General features: G+C 64.6%; 14 protein-coding genes and 1 pseudogene. 10 read left to right on the top strand and 5 right to left on the bottom strand.

Annotated features, from left to right (window positions below; all coding sequences use genetic code 11):
- Positions 1-168: 168 nt before the first annotated feature.
- A complete protein-coding gene (locus tag B2246_RS16015; protein WP_008642504.1) occupies positions 169-612 on the bottom strand; it encodes a thioesterase family protein in 444 nt (147 codons plus the stop codon).
- Between the two features lie 162 nt (positions 613-774).
- Here B2246_RS16015 and B2246_RS16010 point away from each other — a divergent pair, with 162 nt between their 5' ends.
- On the top strand, positions 775-1,845 hold the full coding sequence (locus tag B2246_RS16010) for a fimbrial protein (RefSeq protein WP_286881897.1): 1,071 nt from the start codon (positions 775-777) through the stop codon (positions 1,843-1,845).
- Between the two features lie 83 nt (positions 1,846-1,928).
- Here B2246_RS16010 and B2246_RS16005 read toward each other — a convergent pair whose 3' ends face one another.
- Together B2246_RS16005 and gdhA are read right to left on the bottom strand one after the other, a co-directional pair.
- Complete coding sequence (locus B2246_RS16005; protein ID WP_186426179.1) at positions 1,929-2,540, bottom strand: LysE family translocator; 612 nt, start codon at positions 2,538-2,540, stop codon at positions 1,929-1,931.
- A 189-nt stretch (positions 2,541-2,729) separates the two neighbouring features.
- Positions 2,730-4,073 (bottom strand): NADP-specific glutamate dehydrogenase, encoded by a 1,344-nt coding sequence (gene gdhA, locus B2246_RS16000; protein WP_035883960.1) that lies wholly within the window; start codon positions 4,071-4,073, stop codon positions 2,730-2,732.
- Between the two features lie 513 nt (positions 4,074-4,586).
- On the opposite strand from gdhA, the gene B2246_RS15995 reads away from it, so the two are divergent.
- From B2246_RS15995 to B2246_RS15965, 7 genes are read left to right on the top strand one after another with little or no spacing between them, the layout of a single operon-like run.
- Positions 4,587-5,579 carry a tripartite tricarboxylate transporter substrate binding protein gene (locus tag B2246_RS15995; protein WP_286881899.1) on the top strand — a complete coding sequence of 331 codons (993 nt, stop codon included), beginning with the start codon at positions 4,587-4,589 and terminating at the stop codon, positions 5,577-5,579.
- Between the two features lie 7 nt (positions 5,580-5,586).
- The gene (locus tag B2246_RS15990) at positions 5,587-5,985 is read left to right on the top strand and encodes a Zn-ribbon domain-containing OB-fold protein (RefSeq protein WP_286881900.1); all 399 of its coding nucleotides are present in this window, start codon (positions 5,587-5,589) and stop codon (positions 5,983-5,985) included.
- Positions 5,982-7,154, top strand: coding sequence for a thiolase (locus B2246_RS15985; protein WP_008642511.1), 1,173 nt, complete (start codon positions 5,982-5,984; stop codon positions 7,152-7,154). The genes B2246_RS15990 and B2246_RS15985 overlap by 4 nt, the downstream gene beginning before the upstream one ends.
- A 44-nt stretch (positions 7,155-7,198) precedes the next feature.
- Positions 7,199-9,346: a 3-hydroxyacyl-CoA dehydrogenase NAD-binding domain-containing protein gene (locus tag B2246_RS15980; RefSeq protein ID WP_008642514.1), complete on the top strand. Its 2,148-nt coding sequence runs from the start codon at positions 7,199-7,201 to the stop codon at positions 9,344-9,346.
- Between the two features lie 49 nt (positions 9,347-9,395).
- Positions 9,396-10,580 carry a CaiB/BaiF CoA transferase family protein gene (locus B2246_RS15975; protein ID WP_286881901.1) on the top strand — a complete coding sequence of 395 codons (1,185 nt, stop codon included), beginning with the start codon at positions 9,396-9,398 and terminating at the stop codon, positions 10,578-10,580.
- A 54-nt stretch (positions 10,581-10,634) separates the two neighbouring features.
- Positions 10,635-11,606 (top strand): Bug family tripartite tricarboxylate transporter substrate binding protein, encoded by a 972-nt coding sequence (locus B2246_RS15970; protein WP_008642516.1) that lies wholly within the window; start codon positions 10,635-10,637, stop codon positions 11,604-11,606.
- A 13-nt stretch (positions 11,607-11,619) separates the two neighbouring features.
- Positions 11,620-12,396 (top strand): enoyl-CoA hydratase, encoded by a 777-nt coding sequence (locus B2246_RS15965; RefSeq protein ID WP_008642517.1) that lies wholly within the window; start codon positions 11,620-11,622, stop codon positions 12,394-12,396.
- A gap of 6 nt (positions 12,397-12,402) precedes the next feature.
- Here the strand turns inward: B2246_RS15965 and B2246_RS15960 are convergent, their stop codons facing one another.
- The gene (locus tag B2246_RS15960; protein WP_008642518.1) at positions 12,403-13,350 is read right to left on the bottom strand and encodes a LysR family transcriptional regulator; all 948 of its coding nucleotides are present in this window, start codon (positions 13,348-13,350) and stop codon (positions 12,403-12,405) included.
- 164 nt (positions 13,351-13,514) lie between these two features.
- On the opposite strand from B2246_RS15960, the pseudogene B2246_RS15955 reads away from it, so the two are divergent.
- Positions 13,515-13,675: pseudogene (locus B2246_RS15955) on the top strand (nicotinate phosphoribosyltransferase); the annotation flags it as partial.
- 116 nt (positions 13,676-13,791) lie between these two features.
- Positions 13,792-14,325 carry a dihydrofolate reductase family protein gene (locus B2246_RS15950; protein WP_035883951.1) on the top strand — a complete coding sequence of 178 codons (534 nt, stop codon included), beginning with the start codon at positions 13,792-13,794 and terminating at the stop codon, positions 14,323-14,325.
- Positions 14,326-14,401: 76 nt separating this feature from the next.
- Here B2246_RS15950 and B2246_RS15945 read toward each other — a convergent pair whose 3' ends face one another.
- The gene (locus tag B2246_RS15945; RefSeq protein ID WP_186426174.1) at positions 14,402-15,481 is read right to left on the bottom strand and encodes a zinc-binding dehydrogenase; all 1,080 of its coding nucleotides are present in this window, start codon (positions 15,479-15,481) and stop codon (positions 14,402-14,404) included.
- Between the last annotated feature and the right edge of the window lie 70 nt (positions 15,482-15,551).

The raw sequence follows: 15,551 nt of genomic DNA, 5'->3' as shown, positions 1-15,551 counted from the left end.
CTCTCTCCAGTTATTGAATTGGAGCGGCGAGTATAGAAATGCAGACATTTCGCTTCGATTGCGGCGAGATTACAGCCGCATCGTTCCGGGCGCGGGCAGGCAAAAAGGGGGGGGAGGGCAGGACTACCCCACGCCTTTGGGCGCGGGGCTTGTGTTGATTCAGTCGGCTCAATCGACCCAGTTCACCTTTGGGAAGCGCGCGGCGAAGCCATCGGGCATCGGCACCACGCGCGTGGTGGCGTAATCGAAGAAGACGAAGCCGGATTTGGCCATGGCGATCAGCGCGCCATCCTGCGGGCGCGTGATGCGGAAGATGATGTCGCCGCCGTACTTGTTGAAATCCATCACGCCCACTTCGAACAGAAGTTGGTCGCGTGCGTGGGCTTCCTTGCGATACATCGTGGCCAGGTCGGTGACTATGATGCCCGCACCGTCCACGCGGTCGCCCTCGCTGCCGTATTCGAAGAGAAAGCGGGCCCGTGCCTCCGAGATCATCGAAATCATCGAGTCGTTGGCCAGGTGATTGGCCGAGTTGATGTCGGTAACGCGAACGGTCAGGTGAGTGGAATAGCAGAACTGCTCGGCGGGCAGGTCGAGTTTGAGGCGGGCCATGATAGGGCTGGCAGGGCAGCGTGGATCGATAGAGGCCGCCATCTTAGTCGATTCTCTCCGTGTGCTCGCATTGCCGCACCTCATTGTGAACCTGACCGCTGGGCGGCAATTTAGGGATTCTACGATTTCACGTCGGAAGCCATTGCATCAGGATTGCAACAAATGGTCGTAGCCGGTGGTGGCTGTGAGGATGGCGTGAACTGGGGGAGCGTGATGATTCGACGAGTATGGATTGAGACACTCAAGAAGATGCTGCGTGTACTGGCCTTCGTGGCTGTTCCTGGCGCTGCCCATGCACTGGGAGCCTGCTCGTCATCGACTTCCATGCCGTACTTGCAGGCCATGAACAATATGGCTGTGGCGGTTAACCTTGCGGTCGGCGCGGAGATCCCGGGTACGAGGCGAAACTACACGTTCAGCGGTCGATGTGTCGCGGATGGCAATCAATCGATCTATGCGGGGGCGCCGATCATTGCGTGCTATTACGGCAGCGGTAGAGAAATCACCCCAGGCGTGTATTCGACAGGTGTCGCCGGCATTGGCATTCGGCTACGGAACGCCGTGGGACAGCCTATGATCAATGCTATCGGTGTTGCCTGCGATACAAGAGCGGCTGCTCTGGGAGCGCTGGCGGCTGACCTTTCGTATGCGGTGTCCGTTTCCATCGAATTCGTGAAAACGGGAGCGATCGGTCAAGGCAGCCTGGACCCCGCACAAACGCTTTTTGGTTTTGGCGTTTATCGTTCAGCAGTCGGCCTGGGCCGTGGGGGGAACCACATCGGCTTCACCGGCAGCGCCACGCCACGTCAGATTACCTGCACCAGGCGTGCTCCGACGACCGTTACCCTTCCGGATGCCACGGCATCGAGTCTCTCCGGGAACGGTTCGACGACGGGCTTTGCGCCATTCTCCATCGGGCTTACATGCGATGGCGCGGCAGTTGTGGGCATATCCTTCGATGGCGCCGGCGGGACGCCTGTCAGGTCCGCTTCCATGGGCGTGCTGGGCATCCAGAACGAAGGCGCGGCCGACATGGCCAGCGGGGTCGGCGTGCAATTGATCGATGGCAGCACTTATTCCCCCGTACCCCTGCAAGCGCGCAATCCTCTTGGCAACATTCCAGCCAACGGCATGTCCTCGTATCGCTATGCGTTCCGGTACCACAGTCTTTCGGCCAGACCCAGTCCGGGCACCGTGAGGGGTACGATGGTTTTTACGTTCGACTATCAGTAGGCCGATGGTGGCCGATGGTGGCCGATGGCGATTTTCTCCCGTCCCCGTCGCATTCCCGGTGAATTGGCGGGGAAGGCATGGCTTTAGCGCGCCGCCAGCATCCGTCCGCCAAGTACTATCAGCAGTCCTCCAACCACGGAATCCAGCACGGCCTTGCGCCGCATCAGTAACCGGTGAACCGCAGGGTGCGAAGCGAGCAGCGCCATGCCGCAGTACCACGCGGACGATACCGCGACAGCAATGGCGATGACAGCGACGTGGAACCATGCCGGCGCGTGCGCGGGAACCATCAACGCGAAGATGCTGCCGTAGAACGCCACGGCCTTGGGGTTGGTCATGCTGACGACATACCCCTTCTTCGCGGCGGTCCAGCCGGATGGCGCAATGAGGGGCGGCGCGTTTAGCGGGTGGCGCGCGGTCAGGATCATCTTTGCCCCGAGCCAGATCAGGTAGGCGGCGCCTGCGATCCGGAGCGCCGTGCCGATCCATGCCACGTGCGTGACGATCAGGCCGAGTCCGGCGATCGCGATCAGGGCCCAGGTGCCCGAGGCTGCGCCAAGCGCGAGGCCGGTGATCACCCCTGCACGCCGAGACGCCACTGCCGTCGATGTGACGATCATGAAATTCGGTCCCGGGCTGGCGACGCTCAGCATCATGACGCCGGTCAGTGCCAGCAGGGTGTTGATGTATTCCATCTTGTGTTCTCCGCAGCACACGGAGCGCGTGGAGCCGACCGACGCGATCAGGGTGAGCGCCAATCCTACCTGACGATGCGTGGCGGCGCAGCGGACAAAGAAAATGCGACGAGGCAAGCCTCGTCGCATTCCTCCCCCGGCTGGCAATCGGGGTGTCTGGTTAGACCAGCTGCCCGACCGACCGCGGGATCAGATCACGCCCTGCGCCAGCATGGCATCCGCCACCTTGACGAAGCCGGCGATGTTGGCGCCTTCCACATAGTTGATGTAGCCGTCTTCCTTCTGGCCGTAGTGGATGCAGTTGCCGTGGATGTCCTTCATGATGGCGTGGAGCTTCTCGTCGATCTCGGCGTGATGCCAGGCCATGCGCATTGCGTTCTGCGACATCTCCAGACCCGAGGTTGCCACGCCGCCAGCGTTGCTGGCCTTGCCCGGTGCGTACAGGATGCGCGCGGCCACGAAGCGGTCCACGGCGTCCAGCGTCGACGGCATGTTGGCGCCTTCGGCCACGCAGAACACGCCGTTCGACAGCAGGCGCTCGGCATCGTGACCGTTCAGTTCGTTCTGGGTGGCGCACGGCAGCGCTACGTCGGCGGGCACGTGCCACGGCGTCTTGCCGGATTCGAAGCGCAGGCCATGCTGCTCGGCGAAGTCGGACAGGCGGCCACGGGTGTCGTTCTTGAACGTCATCAGCGCGTCCAGTTGCTCGCGATTCATGCCCTCGGGGAAGTGCAACACGCCGCCGGAGTCCGACACCGTCAGCACCTTGGCACCCAGTTCGATCGCCTTTTCGGCGGCGTATTGCGCCACGTTGCCCGAGCCGGACAGCAGCACGCGCAGCCCGTCGAACTCACGGCCGCGACGATGCAGCATCTCCTGCGCGAAGTACACCGTGCCGTAGCCAGTGGCCTCGGGACGCATCAGGCTGCCGCCGAAGGCCAGACCCTTGCCAGTGAACACGCAGGCTGACTGGTTCGACAGCTTCTTCATCATGCCGGCCATAAAGCCGACTTCCCGCGCGCCCACGCCGATGTCACCGGCCGGCACGTCCGTGTCCGGTCCCAGGTGACGATACAGCTCGGTGATCAGCGCCTGGCAGAAGCGCATGACTTCGGCGTCGGACTTGCCCTTCGGGTCGAAGTCCGAACCGCCCTTGCCGCCGCCCATGGGCAGGGTGGTCAGCGCATTCTTGAAAGTCTGCTCGAAGCCCAGGAACTTCAGCACCGACAGGTTCACGGTCGGGTGGAAGCGCATCCCGCCCTTGTACGGGCCGATCGCGGAGCTGTGCTGCACGCGGAAGGCGCGGTTGACCTGCACCTGGCCGCGGTCGTCGGTCCATGCCACGCGGAACTGGATCACGCGTTCCGGTTCCACCAGCCGTTCCAGCAGGGCCTGATCGCCATAGCGCGGGTTGCGCTCGACGAACGGCCACAAGGTCATCATGACCTCCTTCACGGCCTGGAAGAATTCGGGCTGGTTGGGGTCACGCCGGGAGACCCCGGCCAGGAAGGAATCGAGGGTGCGAGAAGTCACGATGTCTCTGAATTTTCTTGATGCGATGTGCGGCGCCTGCGCCACGCAGTGGGTGTGGCGGAAGGGTCGCTCCGAATGGCGTGTCTGGTGGGCGCCGCGGCATGGAAACCCGGGAAATCCCGATGGGGACCCCGCGTCAGGCGGCGGGACTGGGAGGCAAGCCGAAATGTCCTAACAATTGAGCTTGTGGCTGGATGTTTCGAACAGGCACGAAGCTTAGCACCAGAGTGGGGCACCCCACATCGAAAACATCAAAGTGGAGGGAAAAACAGTTCGCTGTTCGGTGGGGTGGCACGGTCTGCCAGACCGGCTGAGGCGCCCCCGAATGCGGCTCCCGATCCCTGTGCAGCATTGTGCACCCTGCGCCGGACATGCAAGCCTTGAAAATCCACGAACGCGCGCTTCGAAACTTTCGGATAGTGGTTTCCTGTCCTCAAAAATAAACTGGCGCCCGGCATTCCCAACGCACGGGCGGCACAGCCCTGGCGAATAACGACAAGGCAGGAGACATCGATGCAACACGGCTTTCGGCGCCGTCGCCTCATGGCGGCCATTGGCTTTTCATTCGCACTAGGCGGTACTTCCCTGGCTCCGGCACATGCCGATACGTGGCCGACCAAGCCGGTCACGATCGTGGTGGCGTTCGCGCCCGGCGGCATGACCGATATCGTCGGCCGGATGCTCGCGGCCGAGCTGAGCCAGACATTCAAGCAGAGCTTCGTGGTGGAGAACCGCCCCGGCGCGGCCGGACAACTCGCCACGGAATACGTCGCCCGCAAGCCGAATGACGGCTACACGCTGCTGCTCAGCGCCACCGGGCACGTGATTGGCCCGGCCGTGCAGAAGACCGTGCGGTATCGCCCGGTCCTGGACTTCGAGCCGATTGCCCTGATTGCCAAGGCGCCGAACATGCTCGTGGTGAACCCGTCGGTACCGGCGCATACCGTGCCCGAGTTCGTGGCATGGGCCAAGGCCCAGGGCAGCGTGCCCTACGGTTCCGCGGGCGTGGGAGGCTCCACCCATCTCGCGGGCGAGCTGTTCCGCCATATGACCGGTGCGCCGCTGGTGCACGTGCCATACAAGGGTGCGTCGCCATCCACCAGTGATGCCGTGGCCGGCCAGATTCCGGTGGTATTCCAGGATTCGATGAGCGTCTCCGCGTTCATCGCCGTCGGCAAGCTGCGCCCGATCGCCGTGACCAGCCTGGAGCGCAGCAAGCTGTTCCCCGATGTGCCGACGATTGCCGAGGCCGGGTACAAGAACTTCGACGCCTATACCTGGCTGGGGCTGTACGCACCGGCCGGAACGCCGGCCGCTATCGTCACGCGCCTGAATACCGAGGTGAACCGGATCATGTCGTCGCCGGACATGGTGGCGAAACTCAGGAAGCAGAACGCCGAGGCGGCGGGCAATCTGAATCCGGTCGAATTCCGCAAGTACGTCGAGACCGAAGTGGCCAAGTGGCAGAACATGGTCAAGATCACCGGCGTGCAGATCGAGCAATAAGGGCCCCATGACGATTGCACATCCATCCGGCGACCCGACAGCCACGTCTGCCGACGCTCACTATTTCCAGTGCCTCGCCGAAGGCGTGTTCGAAATTCCCCAGTGCCGCGACTGCGGCCGTCATCACTTCTTTCCGCGCGTTGTTTGCCCCCATTGCGGCTCCGTAGCGTTGCAGTGGGTCGCGCCGAGCGGTCTTGGCACCGTGTATTCGACCACGGTCGTGCGCAAGAAGGAGGGGGACTACAACGTGTGCCTGGTCGATCTCGATGAGGGGCCGCGCATGATGAGCCGCGTGATCGGCGTGGATCCCGGCGCGGTGAGGATCGGGCACCGCGTCAGGGCGCAGGTGCTGCGCACGGGCGAGGACGCATTGCTGGTGTTCGCGCCGGCCGGGGAGCGACAATGAGCGCGGCATTGAAGGCCACCGATCGTGGTGGCGTGGCGATTCTGGGCACTGGGCTGGCAGGGCTCGGTCATGCGGGTGGCCGCACGGAGCAGGAGATCATCGCCCAGGCCGCGTACCGCGCGGTGGCGGCAAGCGGGCTGCGCATGGCCGATATCGACGGCATTATCACGTCGAGCCTGACATCGCCATGGTGGGTGATGCGCATGTCAGAGTACCTCGGCATCCGGCCCCGGTTCTCCGATAGCACGATGTTCGGCGGCTCGTCGTTCATCGCGGATATCCGCATCGCTGCCATGGCGATCGAGGCGGGCGAATGCGACAACGTGCTGATCTGCTACGGCAGCAATCCTCGCAGCATTCCCAGTAGTTCGCGCGTCAACGCGATGCGCGCCGAACTCGACCCGCAGCCGTACGAGCATCCATACAAGCCGTTCAATCCCGTCACCAGCTATGCGCTGGCCGCGGCCCGGCATATGCACGAGTTCGGCACCACGCGCAAGCAACTGGCCGAAGTGGCGGTGGCAGCGCGGCAGTGGGCGCAGCGCAATCCCGACGCCTTCATGCGCGACCCATTGACGATCGACGACGTGATCAACGCCAAGATGGTGTCTGACCCGCTGACGGTGCGCGATTGCTGTCTGGTGACCGATGGCGCCGGCGCTTTCGTCGTCACGCGCGCGGACCGTGCGCGGGGTCTTCATGCGAAGCCAATCTATGTGCTCGGTGTCGGACACGCACACTGGCATCGGCAGATTTCCTGCATGGACGATCTGACGCGCACGCCGGCCATCGACTCGGGCCGCAAGGCATTCGCGCAGGCGGGTCTGACGCCCGCCGATATCGACGTCGTGGAGCTTTATGACGCCTTCACGATCAACCCGATCCTGTTTCTGGAAGACCTGGGCTTCTGCGCGAAAGGCGAGGGCGGTGCATTCATCTCGGGCGGCCGCATCGCGCCGGGCGGCGATTTGCCGATGAATACCAATGGTGGCGGGCTGTCGTGCATTCACCCAGGCATGTACAGCATCTTTCTTGTGATCGAAGCCGTCAGCCAGTTGCGCGGCGAGGCCGGCGAGCGGCAGGTCAGCAAGGTGGAAACGGCGTTGGTGCACGGCAATGGTGGTGTGCTGTCAAGCCAGGCCACCGCCATCCTGGCATCCAGCCAGTAAAGGCCAAACCAGCCTTACAAAGAAACGTAGTCGAGATCGCAGCAATGTCCCACGCAATCGAATCCATTCCTCTTTCCTCCACTGTGAGCTGGCAACAGCAGGGCGATGTCGCCGTGCTGTGGCTCGACAACCCGCCGGTGAACGGCCTGGGCGATACCACGCGCGCCGGGCTGCACGCCGGCATCACGCGCGCGCTGCAGGATGCCACCGTGGCCGGGGTTGTGCTGGCAGGCGCCGGCAAGGCGTTTTGCGGCGGCGCAGACATCCGGCAGTTCAACACGCCTGCCGCGACCGCCCGGCCGCTGTCGCGCGATGTGCTGGCGCTGATCGAATCGGCAAGCAAGCCCGTGGTGGCTGCGATTCACGGCGTGGCGCTCGGCGGTGGGCTGGAACTGGCCATGGGTTGCCACTATCGCGTGGTGGCATCCGACGCCAGCCTGGGTCTGCCAGAGGTCAACCTCGGGCTCGTGCCCGGTGGTGGCGGTACCCAGCGGCTGCCACGGCTCGTTGGTGTGGAACAAGCGCTGGACATGATTCAGCAAGGGGTGCCCGTCAGCGGCGAGACCGCCGCGCGTATCGGTCTCGCCGATGCGGTGGCAGACGCGAGCCCGAGCGGCACGCGGGATGCCGGACCTGTTGTCGCACTGGCGGTCGACTTTTGCCGGCGTGCTGCCGCCCGTGCGGTGGCGCATCCGGTTGCCAGTGCGTTGGCCGTCAAGGCGGGCGGCGATGTCGATTTCGGGACGCGGATCGCTGCAATCAACGGCAAGGCACGCAACGCGATCGCGCAGAATGCGTGCATTCGGTGCGTCGAAGCCGCGACGCAGCTGCCGATTGCCGACGGGCTGGCATTCGAGCGCGCCCAGTTCGAGGCGCTTGTCGCGGGCAACGAGTCGAAGGCGCTGCGCCATATCTTCTTCGCCGAGCGCGAGGCGCCGAAGTTTGCCGAAGGGAAGGGACAGGCGCTGCGGCCGATCGAACGTGTTGCCGTCATCGGTTCTGGGACGATGGGCGTCGGTATCGCGATGTCGTTCGTCAACGCCGGCATTCCGGTCATGCTGATCGAACGCGAGCAGGCCGCGCTGGACCGCGGCGTGGCACTGATCCGCCGCAACTACGAGATTACCGCCGCGAAAGGCAAGCTGGCGCCGCAGCAGATTGACGCGCGCATGGGGCGCATCACGCCGACGCTGGCGTTCGAGGCCGTCGCAGATGCCGATCTGGTGGTCGAAGCCGTGTTCGAAGACATGGCCGTGAAACAGGCCATCTTCGAGCGTCTGGACGCGCTGTGCAAGCCGTCGGCGATCCTGGCGACGAATACGTCGCGGTTGAACATCGACACGATCGCCGCGTCGACCAAACGCCCGGGCGATGTGATCGGCCTGCATTTCTTCAGCCCGGCGAACGTGATGAAGCTGCTGGAAGTCGTGCGCGGACAGGCGACCCACGCCGACGTCATCGCCTCGTGCATGGCGATGGCGCAGCGCATCCGCAAGATACCGGTGCTGGTGCGGGTGTGTGAAGGTTTTGTCGGCAACCGGATGCTGACGCCTTACTGGCGCGAGGCCGGCTTCCTGTTGGAAGAGGGCGCGTCGCCACTGCAGGTCGATCGGGCATTGACGCAGTTCGGCATGGCGATGGGCCCGCTGACAATGGCGGATCTGGCCGGCATGGACATCAACTGGGCCACGCGAAAGCGGCTGGCGCCGACGCGGCCGGCGCACCTGCGGTACTCGGCGGTGGCCGATCGAATCTGCGAACTGGGCCGGTTCGGGCAGAAGACCAACGGCGGCTACTACCGCTACGAACCTGGCAGCCGTACGCCGATCCCCGACCCGCAGATCGACGCGTTGATCGAAGACTGCGCGCGCGAGGCGGGCATTGCGCGGCGCCCGGTTGCCGACGAGGAGATCGTCGAGCGTTGCATGCTGGCATTGATCAATGAAGGCGCGCGCATCCTGGATGAGGGCATCGCACAGCGCGCTTCCGATATCGACGTGGTGTACGTGCATGGCTACGGCTTTCCGGCGTGGCGTGGCGGCCCCATGTTCTACGCGGAAACACTCGGTCTGGCGCACGTGCTGACCCGCATCCGCGCGTTGCAGGATGTGCACGGCGCCCATTGGGAGCCTGCGCCACTGCTCGAACGGTTGGTCGCTGAAGGTAGGCGGACCTTCGACGGTCCACGCTGAGTCCGCGCCGCATCTACCCTGAATCTGAACCCGAAAATCTGGAGTCACAATGTTGCATCGCGCATTGGAAGGCATTCGCGTGCTAGACCTGTCGCGCATCCTGGCTGGGCCGTGGTGTACGCAGAACCTCGCCGATCTGGGCGCCGAAGTCATCAAGGTCGAACATCCGCAGCGTGGCGATGACACGCGCGGTTGGGGGCCACCCTATCTGGATGCCGCGGATGGCAGCGACGCGCGCCTTTCCGCGTACTTCATCAGTTGCAATCGCGGCAAGCAGTCGGTGTGCATCGACTATGGCCAGCCTGAAGGTGTCGCGCAATTGCTGGAGCTGGCCCGCAACGCCGACGTGTTGGTGGAGAACTACAAGGTGGGGACGCTCAAACGCTACGGGCTCGACTATGCGTCGCTCAAGGCGATCAATTCGCGTCTGATCTATCTGTCGATCACGGGGTTCGGTCAGGACGGCCCGATGGCCGACAAGCCCGGCTATGACTACGTGTTCCAGGGGATGGGCGGACTGATGAGTTACACCGGCCAGCCGGATGGTAGCCCCGGCGCGGGGCCGTTGCGCACGGGCGTGGCAGTGGTCGATGTCAGCACGGGCATGTATGCGACGAGCGCCGTGCTGGCGGCACTGTTCCAGCGTCAGCAGACCGGCGAAGGCCAGCATCTCGATATCGCACTGCTCGACGTGGCCGTGGCACTGAATGCGAATCAGGGCGCCAACTACCTGGTATCGGGCAAGAACCCGCAACGCACTGGCAACGCGCATCCAAACTGCGCGCCGTATGAGGTCTTCCGATGCGCCGATGGTTATCTGATTCTGGCGATCGGCAACGACACGCAGTTCGCACGCTTCTGTGATGTGGCGGGGCGTCCGGATCTCGCGCAAGACCCGCGCTACGTCACGAACTCGGGCCGCATCGAGCATCTCATCGAACTGCGCAAGGTACTGACGGCGTTGTTCCCGACGCGCTCGCGTGCCGACTGGACGTCGGCGTTCGATGCCGCCGGTGTGCCCTGGGGCCCGATTCATACGATGGAAGAGGTCTTCGCGCATCCGCAGGTCCAGCATCGGCAATTGCGTCAGGTGGCCACGCATCCGGTGATGGGCGAGGTGCCAATGGTGCGCAATCCGATGCTGCCGGCCAATCCTCAGCCGCTCAAGCCGCCGCCGCTGCTCGGCGAACACACGGGCGCCACAGCAGTGGCCGCCATCGCTGCCGCGCAATAGATGCGGGCGGCCCGACTCGAATTTCGACAAATCGTACGGAGACACATGATGAATATGAAGCCAACCTTCCTGGCACTGGCCGCGCTGGCCTGTGTGGGCCCGGCAGGCCTTGCCCACGCCGCCGACTGGCCGGACAAGCCGATCAAGCTCGTGGTGCCCTACGCGGCCGGTGGTACTACCGACATCATCGCGCGCGTGGTCGGCACGCGGCTTGGCGCAGTGCTGAAGCAGCCTGTTGTGGTCGAGAACCGTCCCGGTGCCGGTGGCGCGGTAGGCAGTGCCTACGCGGCCAAGCAGCCGGCCGATGGTTATACGCTCGTGATGGAAGTGGAAAGCTCCCACGCGGTCAACCCGAACGTCTATCAGAAGACGGCCTATGACCCGGTCAAGGACTTCGATCCGATCAGCAATCTGGCGGACGTGCCCAACGTGCTGGTGGTCAATCCGTCGTTCCCCGCCCAGGATATGGCGGCCTTTATCAAGCTGCTGAAGGCGTCGCCGGGCAAGTATTCGTTCGGGTCGTCGGGCAACGGCGGCCTGAGCCATATGAATGGAGAGCTGTTCATGAGCGTCACGGGCACGAAGATGCTGCACGTGCCGTACAAGGGTCTGGGGCCGGCGCTGAACGATGCGATGGCTGGACAGATTCAGGTGGTGTTCGACAATATCCCGTCGTCGTCCGGCCTGATCCAGGGCGGCAAGCTGCGGCCCCTGGCCGTGGCGGCCAAGCATCGACTCAAGATGCTGCCCAATGTGCCAACCTACGCGGAAGCCGGACTGCCCGCGATGAACAATCCGTCGTGGTTTGGCCTTGGCGCGCCGGCTGGCACGCCGCCGGCGATCCTCGACAAGATCAATGTGGCGGTCAAGCAGGTGCTGGCCGAGCCAGAGGTGGTCGACGCCATCGAGAAGCAGGGCGCGCTGCCTGCCTATACCACCCGCAAGGCCTTCGCCGACTTGATCCGGGAGCAGAATCAGCACTGGAAGAAGGTAGTCGAGGACATCCATTTCGCAAAGCTGCAGTAAGGAGCAGAACACGATGAGCGCATCGCTTTCCAATCACCACGCCGCCGTAGAGGTCGACGAGCAGGGCGTAGCCACCGTCACCATCCGCGAAGCGAAATCGCTGAATATCCTAGGCACGCCGGTCATTGCGGATCTGACCCAGGCCGTGCGTGCCCTGGCCGAGCGCGACGACGTGCGCGTGCTGGTGGTTCGCGGCACGGGGGACAAGGGCTTTATCGGGGGCGCCGATATCAACGAGATGGCTGCGCTGACCCGCGAGCGCGCGGAAGTGTTTATCAGCGCATTGCGCGACTTGTGCAATGCGCTGCGTCACTTCCCGGTACCCGTGATTGCACGGATGCCGGGCTGGTGCCTCGGCGGCGGCCTGGAGCTGGCGCTGGCATGCGATATCCGCATCGCCGCCGACAACGCCCAGCTGGGTATGCCCGAGGTCAAGGTAGGCATCCCGTCGGTCATTCATGCGGCGCTGATGCCGCGCCTGATTGGCAACGCGCGCGCCGCGTGGTTGTTGCTGACGGGCGAGATCGCCGACGCGGCAGAGTCGCTGGCTGCGGGGCTGGTGAGTCGCGTGGTGCCGTTGGCCGATCTCGACGTCGAGGTGGGTCGTGTGGCATCACTGCTGGCCAGCTTCGGCCCGCAGGTGGTGCGTCAGCAGAAGCGGCTGCTGCGCGAGTGGGAAGAAGCGCCACTCGACGTGTCGATCGACAACAGCGTGGCGGAGTTCGGCAGCGCCTTCGATACGGGCGAGCCGCAGCACCACATGGCTACCTTCCTGAACCGCAAGCGGTAACGGGACTCAGGGCGCGGCTTCGGGTGCCGCGCCTGTCTCGCGTGTGATGGCCACGCGCGGGTCGTTGAGCAGGAACTGCACGAACGCCGCGGCAAAGCCGGGCAGCTTTCCGTCGGCGCGGGTGACGAGCGTCAGCTCCCGTACCGCCCAGGGCTCGTCGAGCGCCACGCCGACCACGCGCCCCTCGTGCATCGACGTCGCCGCCACGCTACGCGGCACCAGCGCCACCCCGACGCCGGCAGCCGCCAGCGCCAGCACCGCCTCGAAGCTGTGCGCGTGCAGGCGGACGTTCGGTTGCTTGCCGGCGCGTTGCGCGGTATCGCGCAGAAACAGGAAGTTGCTGCTGGTGCGGCTCATGCAGACGAAGTCGAACCCGAGCGCGGCGCCAAACCGGATGCGCCCCTGTCGCGCCAATGGATGATCGGGGGCCACCGCCAGCACCAGTTCATCGACCGCGTACCGCACCGCGTGAACGCCGGCGGTGTCGGCGGCCATGGTCATATCGCTGGCAAATATGCCGATGTCCGCCTCATGCGCGGCCACTGCCGCCGTAATCGCCTGGCTGGCCCGCTCTTCCAGATCGATGTTGACCGCCGGGTGCGCGGCCAGGAACCGGCTCACGCTCGGGATGATGAATCCGTTCAGCGAGCTGCTGTTTGCCAGCAGGCGGATGTGCCCCTTGAGCCCGCTGGCAAAGCGGCCAACTTCTCCGTGCATCCGTTCGATGCCTTGCAGCAGCTCGCGCACATGCGCCAGCATCATCTCGCCCGCAGGCGTCAGATCCATGCCGCGCGCGTTGCGAACGAAGAGCGGTGTGCCCAGCGCATGCTCCAGGTTCTTCAGACGGTAACTGGCCGCCGAGGCCGTGATATGCGCGGCGCTAGCGCCGCCCGCCAGGCTGTGGGCCTCCGCAATGGCCTGGAAAAGGCGGAGATCGGTAAGTTCGTACCGCAAGAGAGGGACTCCGGAATAGGTCACCCGCTTTTGCAGCCACCGGCGAATGCCGATGGCGCGGGCGTGCAGCAAGACGGGTTGGTCTCGCCATGCTGCATCAATCGGGTCTGGGAATCAATGGAAGGGAGCCGGAAGCACTGCCGCCGGCCCCAGGGCGGACATAGCTGCAGCAACTGAACCGCGACGCGCAGCGTTCGTCATGAAGTACTCGACTGTCAAGATGGACGCTGCCTGGCGCAATGTCAGGAAGGACCCTGTCACCGATGCCGGCAAGGGACCCACGCAAGGCCGCCTGACACTGCTACGCAATCGTCGGACCGGCGACTAACATGCCGGCGCCACCGGTGCGTCAAACGGAAAAAAGGGGGGATATGCCTGCGCGGCTTGTGTCGGTGTCCTGTCCAGTGAAGAATATGCAGCTTGTTCGCTCCGGAGCCAGCCATGACCACCGCACACGTCTTCATCGCCACCAGCCTCGACGGCTTCATCGCCCGACCCGACGGCGATATCGGCTGGTTGCTCCAGCGCGATGATCCGGCCGAGGACCACGGCTATATGGATTTCATCGCCGACAAGGATGCGATCGTGATGGGCCGGGGCACTTTCGAGAAGGTCCTGACCCTTGGCGACTGGGCCTATGACCAGCCTGTCCTGGTCCTGTCCCGGCAACTGGCGGGCACGCCGGTGCCGGCGGTGTTGGAAGGGAAAGTCCGATTCGCGAGCCTTTCGCCGAGGGATACGCTGGAGCGCCTGGCGGCTGAGGGCGTACGCCGGGTCTATGTCGATGGCGGGCAGGTTGTGCAATCGTTCCTGCGCGATGGGTTGATCGCCGATCTGGTGGTCACCACGGTTCCTGTGTTGATCGGCGCCGGGCGGCCGTTGTTCGGGGCGCTGCCGCGCGACGTCGATCTGGCCCTGGTCTCGAGCCGCAGCTTCCCCTCGGGATTGGTGCAGTCGACGTACCGGGTGGTCTGACGCGTGAACGGGTGACGGGGGCGCCCGGCCACCCTCCGCCAGGTTTGTCGTGGCAAATCCTCCGTCGCGCCGCGTCTCAGTCGTGTGGGAACGTCACCACCGCCGCCTCTAGCCCGGCCAGCGTGCCCGCCGCATCGATTGCCTGCTCTATGGCTTCGAACGGGAAGCGCTTCACGTGGATTGCATCGAGTGAAAGCTGGCCGGCGCGAACCATTGCCACCAGCGCGCGGTAGTCGGCGGATGCGTACATGAAGTGGCCGATCAGCTCCCAGCCATTGCGCAGCATGGCGCCGTAGGGCAGTGGCAGCGGCACGGTCATGCTGCCCATCAGCACCATGCGACCGCGCCGCTTCAGGCTGAGCAGCGCCGCGAGCGTACTGTTTGGCGAGGTAGCCTGACCAACCATGTCGAATGCCAGGTCGACGCCACCGCCGGATACCGCATTGCGGATGGCGGCGCTGTCGACACCCTCATCGCCGGTCATTACTACTGGCACCACCCGGCCGTCGCCCATCCGGGCGAGGGATTCGAGCGGGCCTGCGCGGCGTCCCAGCGCGAGTACGGTCGATGCGCCCATCGCCAGCGCGGCAAGCACGGCGGCTGACCCGAACGCGCCCGTTGCGCCGTTGATCGCGACGGTCTCGCCCGCAACCAGCCGACCGCGGCGCAGGCCGCCGAAAGGAATGGCGAACTTCGACAGGGTGGCCAGCCGGTCGGACGAAAAGCGATCCAGCCCGTCGAGGGGGATAAGCGTCGCAGCGGGGAACTCGGCAATCTCTCGTAGCGTTCCGTGTGGGAAGTCCTGAAGCAGGGGGCCGCTGTCCGCGCTGATGCCGGTCAGGCCAATCAGGATTTCGGCCGGCGCATCGACGCTTTCCGTGCTGGTCAGGTATGGGTTGACGGCCACGCGTTGTCCGACCCGGAAGTGATGGACACCCGCTCCGGTTTCGATGATCGTGCCAACGCCGTTTGTACCGGGGGTAAAAGGACCGGGCGGGTAGGCGTAAGGCAGCGCGCCGTTCAGGTAGTCGCGCGTGTAACTGAGCAGCGGCACCGCTTCCATGCGTACCAGCACCGCGCCGGGGCGGGCATGGGGCGTGTCGATGTCACGCAGGACAAGCGGCTGGCCGGGTTGGTCGAGCATCCAGGCTTTCATATCGGGGCTCCTTGATTGGGGTGTCTGCGGGTTGTCTGGCTTGAACTGTAGAGGCCCGCGACCTATCTTT

The sequence above is a fragment of the Cupriavidus sp. UBA2010 genome (assembly GCF_002335265.1).
Classification (GTDB): domain Bacteria; phylum Pseudomonadota; class Gammaproteobacteria; order Burkholderiales; family Burkholderiaceae; genus Cupriavidus; species Cupriavidus metallidurans.
This window is presented reverse-complemented; position numbering and strand designations above follow the sequence as displayed.

Coding starts and splice junctions, on each gene's coding strand:
- B2246_RS16015 (WP_008642504.1), bottom strand. CDS start 612: ATGGCCCGCCTCAAACTCGACCTGCCCGCCGAGCAGTTCTGCTATTCC.
- B2246_RS16010 (WP_286881897.1), top strand. CDS start 775: ATGGTCGTAGCCGGTGGTGGCTGTGAGGATGGCGTGAACTGGGGGAGC.
- B2246_RS16005 (WP_186426179.1), bottom strand. CDS start 2,540: ATGGAATACATCAACACCCTGCTGGCACTGACCGGCGTCATGATGCTG.
- B2246_RS15995 (WP_286881899.1), top strand. CDS start 4,587: ATGCAACACGGCTTTCGGCGCCGTCGCCTCATGGCGGCCATTGGCTTT.
- B2246_RS15990 (WP_286881900.1), top strand. CDS start 5,587: ATGACGATTGCACATCCATCCGGCGACCCGACAGCCACGTCTGCCGAC.
- B2246_RS15985 (WP_008642511.1), top strand. CDS start 5,982: ATGAGCGCGGCATTGAAGGCCACCGATCGTGGTGGCGTGGCGATTCTG.
- B2246_RS15980 (WP_008642514.1), top strand. CDS start 7,199: ATGTCCCACGCAATCGAATCCATTCCTCTTTCCTCCACTGTGAGCTGG.
- B2246_RS15975 (WP_286881901.1), top strand. CDS start 9,396: ATGTTGCATCGCGCATTGGAAGGCATTCGCGTGCTAGACCTGTCGCGC.
- B2246_RS15970 (WP_008642516.1), top strand. CDS start 10,635: ATGAAGCCAACCTTCCTGGCACTGGCCGCGCTGGCCTGTGTGGGCCCG.
- B2246_RS15965 (WP_008642517.1), top strand. CDS start 11,620: ATGAGCGCATCGCTTTCCAATCACCACGCCGCCGTAGAGGTCGACGAG.
- B2246_RS15950 (WP_035883951.1), top strand. CDS start 13,792: ATGACCACCGCACACGTCTTCATCGCCACCAGCCTCGACGGCTTCATC.
- B2246_RS15945 (WP_186426174.1), bottom strand. CDS start 15,481: ATGAAAGCCTGGATGCTCGACCAACCCGGCCAGCCGCTTGTCCTGCGT.